This is a genomic window from Microbacterium sp. zg-Y1090 (genome assembly GCF_030246945.1).
Lineage (GTDB): Bacteria > Actinomycetota > Actinomycetes > Actinomycetales > Microbacteriaceae > Microbacterium > Microbacterium wangruii.
Window position 1 is genome coordinate 153,849 of the sequence record NZ_CP126742.1, and the last position, 14,981, is coordinate 168,829.

At 72.0% G+C, this 14,981-nt stretch carries 12 protein-coding genes; 7 read left to right on the forward strand and 5 right to left on the reverse strand.

Annotation, left to right across the window (positions count from 1 at the left end; all coding sequences use genetic code 11):
- Positions 1-492 (reverse strand): recombinase family protein, encoded by a 492-nt coding sequence (locus tag QNO26_RS00680; protein WP_257532786.1) that lies wholly within the window; start codon positions 490-492, stop codon positions 1-3.
- Between the two features lie 49 nt (positions 493-541).
- Positions 542-2,302, reverse strand: coding sequence for a cation:proton antiporter (locus tag QNO26_RS00685; protein WP_308208985.1), 1,761 nt, complete (start codon positions 2,300-2,302; stop codon positions 542-544).
- A gap of 88 nt (positions 2,303-2,390) precedes the next feature.
- Between QNO26_RS00685 and QNO26_RS00690 the strand changes: the two genes are divergently transcribed.
- Positions 2,391-4,754 (forward strand): excinuclease ABC subunit UvrA, encoded by a 2,364-nt coding sequence (locus QNO26_RS00690; RefSeq protein WP_257638607.1) that lies wholly within the window; start codon positions 2,391-2,393, stop codon positions 4,752-4,754.
- A gap of 485 nt (positions 4,755-5,239) precedes the next feature.
- On the opposite strand, the gene QNO26_RS00695 is transcribed toward QNO26_RS00690, so the two are convergent.
- The gene (locus QNO26_RS00695) at positions 5,240-6,262 is read right to left on the reverse strand and encodes a malate dehydrogenase (RefSeq protein WP_257638608.1); all 1,023 of its coding nucleotides are present in this window, start codon (positions 6,260-6,262) and stop codon (positions 5,240-5,242) included.
- Positions 6,263-6,363: 101 nt separating this feature from the next.
- Between QNO26_RS00695 and ypfJ the strand changes: the two genes are divergently transcribed.
- Together ypfJ and pip are read left to right on the forward strand one after the other, a co-directional pair.
- Positions 6,364-7,239: a KPN_02809 family neutral zinc metallopeptidase gene (gene ypfJ / locus QNO26_RS00700; RefSeq protein ID WP_257638609.1), complete on the forward strand. Its 876-nt coding sequence runs from the start codon at positions 6,364-6,366 to the stop codon at positions 7,237-7,239.
- Positions 7,236-8,276 (forward strand): prolyl aminopeptidase, encoded by a 1,041-nt coding sequence (gene pip / locus QNO26_RS00705; RefSeq protein WP_257638610.1) that lies wholly within the window; start codon positions 7,236-7,238, stop codon positions 8,274-8,276. The genes ypfJ and pip overlap by 4 nt, the downstream gene beginning before the upstream one ends.
- Positions 8,277-8,298: 22 nt before the next feature.
- Here pip and QNO26_RS00710 read toward each other — a convergent pair whose 3' ends face one another.
- The gene (locus QNO26_RS00710) at positions 8,299-9,513 is read right to left on the reverse strand and encodes an acetyl-CoA C-acetyltransferase (protein ID WP_257532795.1); all 1,215 of its coding nucleotides are present in this window, start codon (positions 9,511-9,513) and stop codon (positions 8,299-8,301) included.
- The gene (locus QNO26_RS00715) at positions 9,510-10,748 is read right to left on the reverse strand and encodes an acyl-CoA dehydrogenase family protein (protein ID WP_257638611.1); all 1,239 of its coding nucleotides are present in this window, start codon (positions 10,746-10,748) and stop codon (positions 9,510-9,512) included. Before QNO26_RS00715 ends, QNO26_RS00710 begins: the two co-directional genes overlap by 4 nt.
- Before the next feature lie 93 nt (positions 10,749-10,841).
- Here QNO26_RS00715 and QNO26_RS00720 point away from each other — a divergent pair, with 93 nt between their 5' ends.
- The 4 genes from QNO26_RS00720 (at position 10,842) to QNO26_RS00735 (ending at position 14,937) form a co-directional block, all read left to right on the forward strand.
- The gene (locus tag QNO26_RS00720; RefSeq protein ID WP_257532799.1) at positions 10,842-11,480 is read left to right on the forward strand and encodes a QsdR family transcriptional regulator; all 639 of its coding nucleotides are present in this window, start codon (positions 10,842-10,844) and stop codon (positions 11,478-11,480) included.
- A 14-nt stretch (positions 11,481-11,494) separates the two neighbouring features.
- On the forward strand, positions 11,495-11,908 hold the full coding sequence (locus QNO26_RS00725; protein ID WP_257532801.1) for an acyl-CoA thioesterase: 414 nt from the start codon (positions 11,495-11,497) through the stop codon (positions 11,906-11,908).
- 774 nt (positions 11,909-12,682) lie between these two features.
- Complete coding sequence (locus tag QNO26_RS00730; RefSeq protein WP_257532803.1) at positions 12,683-13,711, forward strand: phosphotransferase family protein; 1,029 nt, start codon at positions 12,683-12,685, stop codon at positions 13,709-13,711.
- A complete protein-coding gene (locus QNO26_RS00735; protein ID WP_257532805.1) occupies positions 13,711-14,937 on the forward strand; it encodes an acyl-CoA dehydrogenase family protein in 1,227 nt (408 codons plus the stop codon). The genes QNO26_RS00730 and QNO26_RS00735 overlap by 1 nt, the downstream gene beginning before the upstream one ends.
- Positions 14,938-14,981: the final 44 nt, after the last annotated feature.

Below are 14,981 nucleotides of genomic sequence, written 5' to 3' on the forward strand. Positions count from 1 at the left end.
TCAGGATGCCCGGGTGGGCACCGGTCCGGTGTCGCCGGTGTGGCTGAGGACCTTCACGATCACGCCGCGGCGGCGCAGCTCGGCGATCGTGCGGGATTCCTCGTCGACGTCGCGGCCCAGGGCGTGCACGGTGGCGACCACGACGACGTCTCCGCGCGAAAGCCGTCCGAACAGCCGGGTGAGGCGCTCCTGCCAGGTCTCCATCGTCTCGGGCGCGGGGTGGCGGAACCCTTCGATCGGCACGCCGAAACGGGACAGCTCGTCGCGCTGCTGCACGATGCTGGGCATGTCGTCGCGGGCGACCACGAGCCCCACGAGCCGCGATCCGGCGGGGCGGGCGAGCCACCAGTCCCGCGACTGCTCGAGGTCCCGGAACGCCGGCGGCAGGGCGTCGGGCTCCACGGGCAGGGCGATGGACTCGGCGTAGTCCGCCGGTGCCCGGTGCTGGTCGTCGAGGCCGGGCGCGGGATCCTGCGGCGTGACATCGATCATCATGGGCTCCTTCGTCCCTTCCATTCTGGCGCAGGGCACCGCGCGATCCTCATTCGTCCTCGCCGCTCAGCCGCAGGCGCAGACTGAGCTCCTCGGCATCCAGCTCCGCCAGGGCGTGACGCAGCGCCTCCGAGCCGAGGCCGCTGCGCGACAGCTCTCCGAGGCGGTCCCTCATGACCGCAATCAGTCGAAGTCGCAGCTCCAGCCGGTCGCGCACCATCACGGTGTCGTCGTCGTCGGGCGCCGCCGCCATCCGCGCGCCGGCGTGTTCGAGCAGCTCCGGCGGAAAGGGTGTCCCGTCGGCGCGTCGCAGCGCGTTGCCGGCCAGCGCCTGCTGCGCCGCCCTCCGCAGCTCGGCGTCGATGCGCTCCTGCTCTTCGCGTGACCGCACGCCGGACTCGGGCGGCAGCCTCAGCAGCCGCGTGAAGAACGGCAGGGTGAGCCCCTGCACGAGCAGGCTGATGAGGGCGACGAGGAACGCGGTGAGGATCAGCAGCTCGCGCGCCGGCGTCTCGCGCGGCAGGGTCTGGGCCGCGGCGAGCGTGACCACGCCGCGCATGCCCGCCCACACGATCACCCCGCCGTGCTTCCAGCCGATCGGCGACGCCTGGTAGTAGTCGATGTCGGCGAACGAGCGGGCCACGCGACGGCGCCACGTCGCCAGTCGGCGCTCGACGCGGGGCCGGTCGACTCTGCGGCCACGTCGGTCGACGGCGCGCGGCGGCGGGTCGTCGAGATAGGTCTCCTCGTAGGCGTCGATGCGGGCGTCGATGGCCCCCAGCCGGGCGCGCTGCGCGCCGTGGGCGCGCCGCCCCTGCACCAGCACCAGGAGCGACACCCAGCCGGTGCGCATGACCAGCACGATCACCAGCGCACCCGCCGCCAGCAGCAGAGCCCGCTGGGGGCCGTTCTGCTCCGCGAGGTTCTGCTCCCACAGGTCCTTCAGCTCCAGACCCATGATGAGGAAGACCGCGCCCTCGAGAACGAGTTCGATCGTGCGCCAGTTGAGCCGGTCCGACATCCGCTGCTCCGCGGTGAACCATCGCGCCGATCCCTGGCCGGTGACGATGCCGGCGACGACGGCGGCCACGAGGCCGGAGCCGCCGAGCTGCTCGGTGGGCAGGTATGCCGCGAACGGGACGGCGAACCCGATCGCGGTGTTGGCCGCGGAGTGGCCCACCCAGGCGCGGAAGCGCAGGGTGAGAAAGCCCACGAGCGCGCCGAGGACGACCGCGATGAACACCCCCCAGGCGAACGCCGCCGCGAACTCGCCCGCGGCGACCGCTCCTCCGGTCGCGGCGGCGGCGATCGCGGTGCGCAGCAGCACGAGGGACGTGGCGTCATTGAGCAGGCTCTCGCCCTCGAGCATCGTCACGACCCGCCGCGACAGGCCCAGCTGCTTCACGATCGACGTCGCCACGGCATCCGTCGGGCTGAGGATCGCGCCGAGCGCGATCGACAGCAGCAGGCCGAGCTCCGGGATCGCCCAGAGGAAGAACGCGGCCAGCGCGAGGGTCGTCAGGACCACCAGCACCACCGACAGCCCGGAGATGGGAGTGAGGTCCCGGCGAAACTCGATCGCCGGCAGCGACACCGCCGCCGAGTACAGCAGTGGGGGCAGGATGCCGACGAGGATGATCTCCGGGTCGATCACGACCGCCGGCACGAACGGCAGCAGGCTCACGCCCAGTCCCACGACGACCAGCAGCAGCGGGCCCGCGATGTTCACCCGGGGGGCCAGCGCCGTCGCCGTGGCGATCACGACCACGCCGAGGATCGCCAGCATGAGGACCATGTCCACGGGCACCACCTCCGTGATGATTGTGCCCCCTCGAGGGCGATCGGGGACTGCGGCTGTCCGCGGTGACGGGCACACTGGGTTCGGAGAGGAGATGCCGATGGCTGATTCCGCCCCCGCCGGCACCGCACCCGCCGCCTCCGCCGCCGACGCGCACGAGGTGATCCGCGTCGTCGGCGCCCGGGAGAACAACCTGCAGAACGTCGATGTCGACCTGCCCAAGCGGCGTGTCACGGTGTTCACGGGCGTCAGTGGGTCCGGCAAGTCGTCGCTCGTGTTCGGCACCATCGCCGCCGAATCGCAGCGGCTCATCAACGAGACGTACAGCACCTTCGTGCAGGGGTTCATGCCCACCCTGCCGCGACCCGACGTCGACCTGCTCGAAGGGCTGACCACGGCGATCCTCGTCGACCAGGAGCGCATGGGCGGCAACTCCCGTTCCACCGTAGGCACCGCCACCGATGCCCACGCCATGCTGCGCATCCTGTTCAGCCGGCTCGGCGTGCCGCACATCGGCCCGCCCCAGGCGTTCTCGTTCAACGTCCCGTCGGCCACCGGCAGCGGGGCGGTCACCGTCGAGGGCAAGAAGACCGAGAAGCGCGAGTACACCGTCACCGGCGGCATGTGCCCGCAGTGCGAGGGCACGGGCGAGGTCAGCGACATCGACCTCGACGAGCTGTTCGACCGCAGCAAGTCGCTCGCCGAGGGCGCGTTGACCATCCCGGGATACAGCGTCGACGGCTGGATGGTGCGCGGCTTCACCGAGTCGGGGTTCGTCGACGCCGACAAACCGATCGCCCAGTACACGCCGCAGGAGCTGCACGATTTCCTCTACCGCGAGCCGACGAAGGTCAAGATCCAGGGGATCAACATGACCTACGAGGGGCTGGTCCCCAAAGTCACCAAGAGCTTCCTGCAGAAGGACCGCGACGCGCTGCAGCCGCATGTGCGCGCGTTCGTCGGCCGGGCGGTGAGGTTCACGACGTGCCCGGCGTGCGGCGGCACCCGGCTGAGCGACGCCGCGCGCTCGTCGACGATCGGCGGGGTGAGCATCGCGGATGCCGCAGCCATGCAGATCACCGACCTCGCCGCCTGGCTGCGCACGATCGACGACCCCTCCGTCGCGCCGCTGCTGGCAGGGCTGCGCGACACGATCGACTCGTTCGTCGAGATCGGTCTCGGCTACCTCTCGCTCGACCGCCCGAGCGGCACGCTCTCGGGCGGCGAGGCCCAGCGCACCCGCATGATCCGGCATCTGGGGTCGGCGCTGACCGACATCACCTACGTCTTCGACGAGCCCACCGCGGGCCTTCACCCCCACGACATCCAGCGCATGAACGCCCTGCTGCGCCGCCTCCGCGACAAGGGCAACACCGTGCTCGTGGTCGAGCACAAGCCCGAGGTCATCGAGATCGCCGACCACGTCGTCGATCTCGGCCCCGGCGCGGGCCGCAACGGCGGCCGCATCATGTACCAGGGTGACGTGGCGGGGCTGCGCGCCTCGGACACCGTCACCGGGCGGCACCTCGACCACCGCGCGCGGCTGAAGGACGCCGCGCGCGGGGGCCGCGACGTGCTCGGCATCCGGGGTGCGTCGCAGCACAACCTGCAAGACGTCGACGTCGACATCCCGCTGGGTGTGCTCACCGTCATCACCGGGGTCGCCGGATCGGGGAAGTCCTCGCTGATCCACGGCAACCTCCCCGCCCGCGACGACGTGGTCGTCGTCGACCAGTCCGTCATTCGCGGGTCGCGTCGCAGCAACCCCGCGACGTACACCGGACTGCTCGATGTCATCCGCAGCGCGTTCGCGAAGGCGAACAAGGTCAAGCCCGGCCTGTTCAGCGCCAACTCCGAGGGCGCCTGCGCGGCGTGCAAGGGGCTCGGGGTCGTCATCACCGAGCTGGGCTTCATGTCCACCGTCGAGACGGTGTGCGAGGTGTGCGAGGGGCGCCGGTTCACGGACGAGGTGCTGCAGTACCGCCTGGACGGCAAGAACATCGATGAGGTGCTGTCGATGTCGGTGGGCGAGGCGGCGGAGTTCTTCGCCACCGGGCCCGCTCACACGACGCTGGCGCGCATGGTCGATGTGGGACTGTCGTACCTGACGCTCGGGCAGCGGCTGAACACCCTGTCGGGCGGAGAGCGGCAGCGGCTGAAGCTCGCGATCTCGATGGCGAAGAAAGGCGCGGTGTACGTGCTCGACGAGCCGACGACCGGGCTGCACCTGGCCGACGTCGACAACCTGCTGGGGCTGCTCGACCGACTGGTGGATGCCGGCAACTCCGTCATCGTCATCGAGCACCACCAGGCGGTCATGGCCCACGCCGACTGGATCATCGACCTCGGCCCCGGCGCCGGGCGCGACGGCGGCCGCGTCGTGTTCGAAGGGACGCCCGCCGACCTCGTCTCGCGCGCCGACACCCTCACCGCCCAGCACCTGCGCGCCTACGTCGCCGGCTGAGGAGCGTGCCCCGCGGCTCGTTGAGCGAGCGGAGCGCCCCCGGGGTCGTTGAGCGAGCGGAGCGCCCCCGGGGTCGTTGAGCGAGCGGAGCGCCCCCGGGGTCGTTGAGCGAGCGGAGCGAGACGAAACGTCGTTCCCGGTGTTCTTGCCGCGCTTCGTCTCGGGCCTGCGGCCCTCGCTCACCGACCGGTTGCCGCCTGCGGCCCTCGCTCAGCGACCGGTCGCGCCCCGGGGTCGTTGAGCGAGCGGAGCGAGACGAAACGTCGTTCCCGGTGTCCTCGCCGCGCTTCGTCTCGGGCCTGCGGCCCTCGCTCAGCGACCGGTTGCCGCCTGCGGCCTCGCTCAGCGACCGGTTGCCGCCTGCGGCCTCGCTCAGCGACCGGTTGTGCCCCGGGGTCGTTGAGCGAGCGGAGCGAGACGAAACGTCGTTCCCGGTGTTCTTGCCGCGCTTCGTCTCGGGCCTGCGGCCCTCGCTCACCGACCGGTTACGACCGAGGGAGGGCGCCGAGCTCCCGCACGGCGTCGCGCTCGGCGGCGAGCTCGGCGACCGACGCGTCCAGGCGGGCGCGGGCGCGGGCGTCGAGATCCAGGCCCTCCACCACGCGGTAGCCCGTGCCGTCGCTGGTGACCGGGAACGAGCACACGAGGCCCTCCGGCACGCCGTACTCGCCCCGCGACACCAGGGCTGCCGAGGTCCATCCCGCGCGGGTGCCCAGCGCCTCGTCGCGCACGTGCGCGATCACGGCGTTGGCGGCCGATGCCGCGGACGACGAGCCACGGACCTCGATGATCTCCGCCCCGCGGCGGGCGACCCGCGGGATGAACACCTCGTCGAGCCAGGCCGCCGCGGCATCCGCACCGCCCAGCTTCTCTGCCAGGGCCGCTCTCACGGGAGCACCGTCCACGGCGGCGTGGTCGATGTCGGGGAACTGCGTGGCGGAGTGGTTGCCCCAGATCGTGACCCCCTGCAGCTGCGCGGGACCGACCTCGAGGGTGGCGGCGAGCTGCGCGACGGCGCGGTCGTGATCGAGGCGGGTGAGGGCGCTGAAGCGCTCGCCGGGGATGCCATCGGCCGCCGCGGCGGCGATGAGCGCGTTCGTGTTGGCGGGGTTGCCGACAGCCAGCACGCGCACGTCTGCGGCGGCGTTGGCGGCGATCGCCGCTCCCTGCGGCGCGAAGATGCCGGCGTTGGCGGCGAGCAGGTCGCTGCGCTCCATGCCGACCATGCGCGGGCGCGACCCGACGAGCAGCGCCCGGTCGGCGTCTGCGAAGGCGACCGCGGCGTCGTCCGTGACCTCCACGTCCCGCAGCAGCGGGAACGCGCAGTCCTGCAGCTCGAGCGCGGCGCCCTCCGCTGCGCGCATCCCCTGCGGGATCTCCAGCAGGCGCAGGCGCACGGGCTGATCGGGGCCGAGTGCGTCGCCCGCGGCGATGCGGAAGAGCAGTGCGTAGCCGATCTGCCCGCCGGCTCCGGTGATGGTCACGGTGACGGGAGCGATGGCATCCATCCCCTGAGCCTACGGGCGCCGGACGGGCGCGAGCATACCCGACCGGGCCTTCATCGGTCCGGCGCCCACCCTGGACACCGCTGGGGCAGTACCTTGTGCGGGTGACCTTCAACGACAATGCCCGCGTCGGCGGCAACACCGCGAAACGCCGCGGGCGCAATGCCGCCATCGTCGGCGGTGGAACGGTCGGTGTCGGGGCCATCGTGGTGCTGCTGGTCGGCATGTTCACCGGCGTCGATCTCAGCGGGCTGCTGGGCGGCGGTGGCCAGGGGCAGGGGGCGCCCGCGGCCGAGTCGAGGATCGAGGGGTGCGACACCGGCGCCGACGCCAACGCCAAGGACGACTGCCGGCTGGCCGCCGCCTCGCTCAACCTCGACCAGTACTGGGAGCGCGAGCTCGACGGCTACCGGCCGCCGCAGCCGATCATCGTCGACGGATCGACGGAAACCGCGTGCGGCACGGCATCCAACGCAACCGGGCCGTTCTACTGCCCGCCGGAGGAGACGGTCTACGTCGACCCCACGTTCTTCAGCGTGCTGCGCGAGCAGTACGACACCACGGCCGGCCCACTGGCGCAGCTGTACGTGCTCGCGCACGAGTACGGCCACCATGTGCAGCAGATCACCGGGGTCTTCGATCGCTACCCGAACAACGGCACCGGCCCTGACAGCAACGGCGTGCGCGCCGAGCTGCAGGCCGACTGCTTCGCGGGGGCGTGGGTCGCCGATCTGCCCGAGCAGGTCGATGAGGAAGGGGTGCCGTTCATGAAGGAGCCCACGACGACGCAGCTGCGTGACGCCCTGGACGCCGCCGCCACGGTCGGCGACGACAACATCCAGCAGCAGTCCGGCGGCGGCGTGAACCGCGAGAGCTGGACCCACGGCTCCAGCGAGCAGCGGCAGCGATGGTTCGACACCGGCTACGAGGGTGGCCCCGCCGCGTGCGACACGTTCTCGGTGTCGGGGGCGGAACTGTGAGCGGCCAGCCGCAGCTCGACGGTATCCTCTACCCGCCGATCGAGCCGTACGAGACCGGCGAGCTGCTCGTCGGTGAGGGCAACCGCGTGTACTGGGAGCAGTCGGGAAACCCCGAGGGCAAGCCGGTGGTGTTCCTCCACGGCGGTCCCGGGGGCGGCACCTCGCCCTGGCAGCGGCGTTTCTTCGATCCGGAGGTGTACCGGATCGTGCTGTTCGATCAGCGCGGCTGCGGGCGCAGCACCCCGCACGCCGGCGACCCCGGCGCCGATCTGCGTCACAACACCACCTGGCATCTCGTGGCCGACGTCGACCTGCTGCGCCGGAGCCTCGGCATCGCCCAGTGGATGGTCTTCGGCGGGTCGTGGGGGAGCACCCTGGCCCTGGCATACGCGCAGGCGCATCCCGCCGCGGTGAGCGAGCTCGTGCTGCGGGGGATCTTCACGCTGCGGGCCCACGAGCTGGAGTGGTTCTACGAGGGCGGGGCATCGGCGCTCTTCCCCGACCTCTGGGAGGAGTTCATCGCCCCGATCCCGGTGCTCGAGCGGACGCAGCTCATCGAGGCCTACCACCGGCGTCTGTCCGACCCCGACCCGGCTGTGCATGTGCCGGCCGCCGTCGCGTGGACGCGGTGGGAGGCGTCGACGGTGACGCTGCTGCCCGACGAGGCGCTGGTGGCCGACATGACCACCCCCGCCGAGGCGACGGCGTTCGCACGCATCGAGAACCACTACTTCGTCAACCGCGGCTGGCTGCGTGAAGGGCAGCTGATCGAGGACGTGGGGCTGATCCGGCACATTCCCGCCGTAATCGTGCAGGGGCGCTACGACGTGTGCACGCCGATCATGACCGCGTGGGATCTGCACCGGGCGTGGCCGGAGGCCGAGCTCGTGGTGGTTCCGGATGCCGGGCACTCCGCCGCAGAGCCGGGCATCGCCGCCGCGCTGCGCGCCGCCACCGACCGCTTCGCCGCGCCGGCGGACCCCGCCGATTCCTCTGGGTCCTCCGACCCCACCGCCCCCGCCGCCCTCACCGAGTGAGGACGCCGGGGGCGAGCGGGGCTCACTCGCGCGCGAGGACCATCGCCATGCCCTGGCCGCCGCCGACGCACATCGTCTCCAGCCCGTAGCGGCCGCCCGTCGCAGAGAGGCCGTTCAGCAGCGTCGCCGTGATGCGCGCGCCGGTCATCCCGAACGGATGACCCACGGCGATCGCCCCGCCGTGCACGTTCAGCCGATCGGGGTCGATGCCGAGCTCCCGGGCCGAGGGGATCACCTGCGCCGCGAAGGCCTCGTTGATCTCCACGAGGTCCATGTCGTCGATGCCGAGACCCGCACGCGCGAGCGCCTGCCGTGACGCGTCCACCGGCCCCAGCCCCATGATCTCCGGCGACAGTCCGCTGACCCCGGTCGAGACGATCCGTGCCAGCGGCTGCAGTCCGAGCGCGTCCACCACACGCTCGGAGACGATGACGACTGCGGCGGCCCCGTCGTTGAGCGGACAGCAGTTGCCTGCCGTCACCGTGCCGTCGGGGCGGAACACGGGATCGAGTCCCGCCAAGCCCGCTTCCGTCACCCCCGCCCGCGGTCCGTCGTCCGCGCGCACCACCCGGCCGTCCGCGAGTGTCACCGGCGTGATCTCCCGGTCCCAGAACCCCGACGCGATCGCGGCTTCGGCCCGCTGCTGCGACCGCGCGGCGAAGGCATCCTGCTCTTCCCGGGTCACCCCGTGCACCTGTGCCACGTTCTCGGCCGTCTGCCCCATGGCGATGTACGGGTCGGGCATTCCGCCCTCCGCTCGCGGGTCGCCCCACCCGGGAGCGTCCGCTGTCGACCGTGACGCGGTGCGCTCGCCGGCGGCAGCGAACAGCGGGTTCACCGCCTCCGGGAGGTCCGCGAATCCGTGCGCGTACTGCGACACCGACTCCACCCCCGCCGACACGAAAACGTCGCCCTCGCCTGCCTTGATCGCGTGGAACGCCATGCGCGTGGTCTGCAGCGACGACGAGCAGTACCGGTTCACCGTCGTGCCCGGCACGGCATCCAGTCCGAGCATCACCGCGACGATCCGCGCGATGTTCATGCCCTGCCGCCCCGCCGGCTGCCCGGTGCCGATCATCAGGTCGTCGATGCGCGCCGGGTCCAGTCCCGGCACGGCATCCAGCGCCGCCTGCACCATCTGCGCGACCAGATCGTCGGGGCGCACGTCGGCGAGGGAGCCCTTGCGGGCGCGGCCGATCGGCGAGCGGGCGACCGAGACGATGTATGCCTCGCTCATGCGACGAACGCCTGGATGCCGGTGATCTCGCGTCCCACGATGAGCGTGTTCATGTCGTGCGTCCCTTCGAAGGTGTAGATCGCCTCGGCGTCGCAGAAGGCGCGCGCCGCGCCGTAGTCGAGCGTGATGCCGTTGCCGCCCATCACCTCGCGGCAGAGGGCGACGGTCTCGCGCATGCGGGCCGAGACGAAGGCCTTCGCCATCGCCGCCTGGGCGTCGGTCTGCGCGCCTTCGTCCTGCAGCTGCGACACCCGGGTGCACATCGCCAGGCACGCGGTGATGTTCGACAGCGCGGTGGCGAGCTTCTCCTGCACCAGCTGGAACGAGGCGATCGGCTTGCCGAACTGCTCGCGCGTGGCGGTGTAGCGCACGGCCGCCTCGTAGGCGCCGATGCCGTTGCCCAGCCCCTGCCAGGCGACCTCGGCGCGCGTCAGCCGCAGCACGATCGCGACTTCGGTGAACGACTCGATCCGCTGCAGGCGCAGCGCATCGGGGACGACGACGCCCGTCAGGGTGATGTCGGCGTTCTCCACGGCGCGCAGCGACTGCTTGCGCTCGATCTTGGTGGCCGAGTACCCGGGGGTGGAGGCGGGGACGATGAACCCCTTCATCTCCCCGTCTTCGGTGTCCCGCGCCCAGACCACGGTGATGTCGGAGAACCCGGCGCTGCCGATCCAGCGCTTCGCGCCGTCGATCACCCACTCGTCGGTGCCGTCGGGCGCCGTGCGGCGCGTGGCGGTCGTGCGCAGGCCGCGGGCCGTGTCGGATCCCGACAGCGGCTCGGTGAGGGCGAACGCCCCGACCAGCTCGCCCCGCGCCATCGGCGGCAGCCACCGCTCCCGCTGCTCGTCGGAGCCGCCGACCCAGATCGCGTTCATCGCCAGGCCGCTGTGCACCCCCAGGAAGGTGGCCGTCGAGGCATCCACCCGGGAGATCTCCAGTGCGACCCAGCCTCGGTACAGGGCGCTGTTGTCGTACTGGGCGACCTCGGGGATGCCGGCGCCCAGCATGCCCAGCTCGGCGAACCGGGGGAAGAGGTGCCGCGGGCTCTCCGCCCGCTCCCAGAACTCGTTCGCCCGGGGGGCGACCTCGTCGTGCAGGAACGCGCGGATGCGGCCCAGCTGCGCGCGTTCGGCGTCGGTCAGCGCGCTCTGCAGGTCGTAGAAGTCGGCGTCGAGCCGCTCGGCGGGTGGCGCGTGGGTCGCGTCGGCGGGTGGGCTGAAGGTGAGCGGCATCGCTTCTCCGATCGTCGGTGATCCGGTCTGTCGCCTATCATGCAACATTTCTCAGGATGTTGCATCTACGTCGTCCGGCGGTAGAGTTCCGGCATGTCCACCCCCATGCCGGTCACCGCCGTCATCGCGACGGTGGGGGTGGATGCCGCCCCCTCGTGGCTCTCCGAGCGCCTGGCATCCCACGCCGATGCGCGTCGCGCGTTCGACCTCGCCCGGGAGCAGTTCATCGCCGGGCAGCGGATCGACATGGGCGCGCTCGCCGCCGCGCTGGGTGTGGATCGCACCTCGCTGTTCCGCTGGGTGGGCAACCGCGACGCGCTGCTGAGCGAGGTGCTGTGGTCGCTGGCCGTCCCGACGCTGGTTCAGGCCGACCACGCGACGGTCGACCGTGCGGGCGCCGACCGTCTCGCCGAGCTGCTGACCCGCTTCGTCGCGGACCTCAACCAGGCGCCGTACTTCCGCGAGTTCCTGCGGCGTGAGCCTGCGCGGGCGCTGCGGCTGCTGACGACGAAGGAGAGCGAGATCCAGCGGCGCTACGTCGCCACCGCCGAGTGGCTCGTGCGCGCCGAGCTCGGCGACGAGCCGCTGGGGGGCGCGATCGACCCGCGCAACCTGGCCTACCTGCTGGTGCGGGTCTCCGAGTCGTTCACCTACGCCGACCTCATCGCCGGCGACGAGCCGAGTGCCGCCCGCGCACGCACCGCATTCCGCGTGCTGCTGCGCGCCGACTGACCCCTGGAGGACCGATGACGCACTACGGCGTGCGCCGCCCGTTCATGACCCGCTGGCGCGACAACGACCAGTACGGGCACCTCAACAACGTCGTGTACTACGAGGCGATGGACACCGCCGTGAACGCCTGGATGATCGCCGAGGCGGCACTGGACCCGGCGGCATCCCCCGCGATCGCCCTGGTCGTGTCGTCGTCCTGCGACTTCCGCGCCTCGGCGTCGTTCCCCGAGCCGCTCGACGTGGGCATCGGGGTCGACCGGCTGGGAACCACCAGCATCACGTGGGCGCTCGCGATCCTGCGGGAGGGCGCGGACGAGCCGATCGCGGTTGGCCGGTTCGTGCACGTGTTCGTGGATGCCGGCACCCGCCGGCCCGTGCCGGTGCCCGACGCCGTGCGCGCCGCCGTGGAGGCGCAGCTGCTGCGGTAGCGGTGGTTCCCCCCTCTCCCCTCCCCGGGGTCGGGGACTTTCCCGCGCCCCGAACCGCGGCCCCGCGGGGTTGGGGAGCCGATACGCGCCCCGAACCGGGTGGGGCGCGGGTTTGGGAGCCGGTACGCGACCCGAACCGCGGCCCCGCGGCATGTGGGAGCCGATACGCGACCCGAACCGCGGCCCCGCGGCGTGTGGGTGGCGATACGCGACCCGAACCGTGTCCCACCGTGCTCGGGAACCGATACGCGCGCCGACCGGGCCCACGCCGGGTTTGGGAACCGATTCGCGCCCCGAACGGTGTCCCGCCGTGCTTCGGGGGCCGATACGCGACCCGAACCGGGCCGACGCGGGGTTGGGGACCGATACGCGACCCGAACCGGGCCGACGCGGGGTTCGGGGACCGATATCCGACCCAAGCCGGACAGGGGTGGGGTGGGGCCGGGATCGGTGGTCTGGGGACCGACACGCGACCCGCGCCGTGACCGCGCCGGGGTTGGGAACCGATACGCGACCCGAACGGGGGTCTGGCCGGGGTTGGGGACCGATACGCGACCCAAACCGGGCCCACGCGGGGTTCGGGGACCGATACGCGACCCAAACCGGGGTTCGGCGGGGTTCGGGGGCCGATACGCGACCCGAACGGGGCGGGGCGTCGGGGCCGGGGGTCCCGGGCGGCGGGCGGCGGGTCGCCAGCGCGGCGGGGTTTGGTCACAAACCGACCAGGCGGTATGCTCGCAGGGCGGCGCGACGCGGCGCGGGGAGGGGTCGACGATGACCGATGTGCCGGGGCTCGACGTGCGGGCGCTCACGGAGTGGCTCGCCACCGCGCACCCCGACCTCGCGGACGGCGACCTCACCGCCACCGTCATCGCCGGCGGTCGCAGCAACCTCACCTACTCGGTCGACGGCGCCCGGCGCCCGCTCGTGCTGCGGCGCCCGCCGCTGGGGCACGTGCTCGCCAGCGCCCACGACATGCGACGTGAGCACCGGGTCATCTCGGCGCTGGCATCCACCCCGGTGCCCGTCCCCGTCGCCGTCGACGTGGTCGACGACACCGGCGGAGCGATCACCGGCACCACCTTCTTCCTCATGGAGCGCGCCCCCGGCCGGGTGCTGGCGCGCCCTGCGCACAACGCCGGATACGACCCCGCGGGCCTGGCGCGCCTGAGCGTCGACCTCGTGCGGACCCTCGCCGATCTGCACGGTGTGGACCCGGCATCCGTGGGCCTCGCGGACTTCGGCCGCCCCGACGGTTACCTCTCGCGGCAGATGTCCACGTGGAAGCGGCAGCTCGATGCGTCGCGTTCGCGGGACACCCCGACGCTCGACACTCTGCAGGAGCGACTGGGTGGGGGGATGCCGTCGAGCCGGCGCTCCGGCATCGTGCACGGCGACTTCCGGCTCGACAACGCCCTCGTCGACGGGGCCGGGCCGCGCCTGTCGGCCGTGCTCGACTGGGAGATGGCGACGCTGGGCGACCCGCTCGTCGATCTCGGGATCTTCGCGCTGTACTGGGACATCGCCGCCCTCCCCGCCGCGTTCGGGGGTGCGATCCCGAGCGCGGTCGACCCGGCCGCCGGCTACCCCCGCTTCGACGAACTGGCCGAGGCGTACGCCAGGCATGCGGGGACAGATCTGCCCGACCTCGGCTGGTACCGCGCGTTCGCGGCGTACAAGCTCGCCGTGATCCTCGAGGGCATCCACTACCGCTTCCGCGCCGGCGACACCGTCGGCGAGGGATTCGAGGGGATGGGTGCCCTGGTGGAACCCCTCGCCCACCAAGGACTGGAGGCGCTCTGATGCACTTCGCCCACGACGACACGACTCGGCAGCTGGCAGAACGGGCGCGGGCGTTCGTCGACGAGCACGTGATGCCCGCCGAGCCGGTGCTGCAGGAGCAGCTGGATGCCACCCCCGGCGAGTGGGGGTTTCGGCCGATCGTGTCGGAGCTGCGGGAGCGTGCCCGTGCGGCGGGGCTGTGGAACCTGTTCCTGCCGGGTGAGCACGGGGCGGGCCTGACGAACCTGCAGTACGCGCCGATCGCCGAGATCACGGGGTGGAGCCCGCGGCTCGCGCCGGTCGCGTTCAACTGCGCCGCCCCCGACACCGGCAACATGGAGGTGCTGCACGACTTCGGCACGCCCGCCCAGCAGGAGAAGTGGCTCGAGCCGCTGCTCGACGCCCGCATCCGCTCGGCGTTCTGCATGACCGAGCCGGACGTCGCCTCGAGCGACGCGACCAACATCGGCACGCGCATCCGCCGCGACGGCGACTCCTACGTCGTGACGGGGCGCAAGTGGTGGTCGACGGGGGCGATGAGCCCGGATGCCGCGATCTTCATCGTGATGGGCAAGACCGATCCCGACGCCGAGCGGCATCGCCAGCAGTCGATGATCCTCGTGCCGCGGGACGCCCCCGGCGTGCGGGTCGTGCGGCCACTGACGGTGTTCGGCTACGACGACCGCGACCACGGCGGACACGCCGAGGTCGTCTTCGACGACGTGCGGGTGCCGGCGGAGAATCTGCTCGCCGGGGAGGGCGACGGATTCGCGATCGCGCAGGCGCGGCTCGGCCCCGGTCGCATCCACCACTGCATGCGGGCGCTCGGAATGGGGGAGCGGGCGCTGGCGCTGATGACCGACCGCGCCAACGAGCGCATCGCGTTCGGTCGCACCATCGGGGAGCAGGGGGTGATCCGCGAATGGATCGCCGAGGCGCGGATCGAGCTCGAGGCGCTGCGGCTGCTCGTGCTCAAGACCGCCTGGCTCATGGACACCGTCGGCAACCGCCGGGCGATGACCGAGATCCAGGCGATCAAGATCGCCGTGCCGCGCGCGGTGCAGCGGATCCTCGACCGCGCGATCCAGGTGTTCGGTGCGGCCGGTGTGTCGCAGGACACCCCGCTGGCCGAGCTGTTCGCGGGGGTCCGGACCCTCCGGATCGCCGACGGCCCCGACGAAGTGCATCTGAACAGCCTCGGCCGCGCGCAGTTGCGCTCGCGAGTGAGTATTCGCGCTGCCGAGTGAGTATTCGTTCCCGCGAGTGAGTATTCGCATCGCCGAGTGAGTAT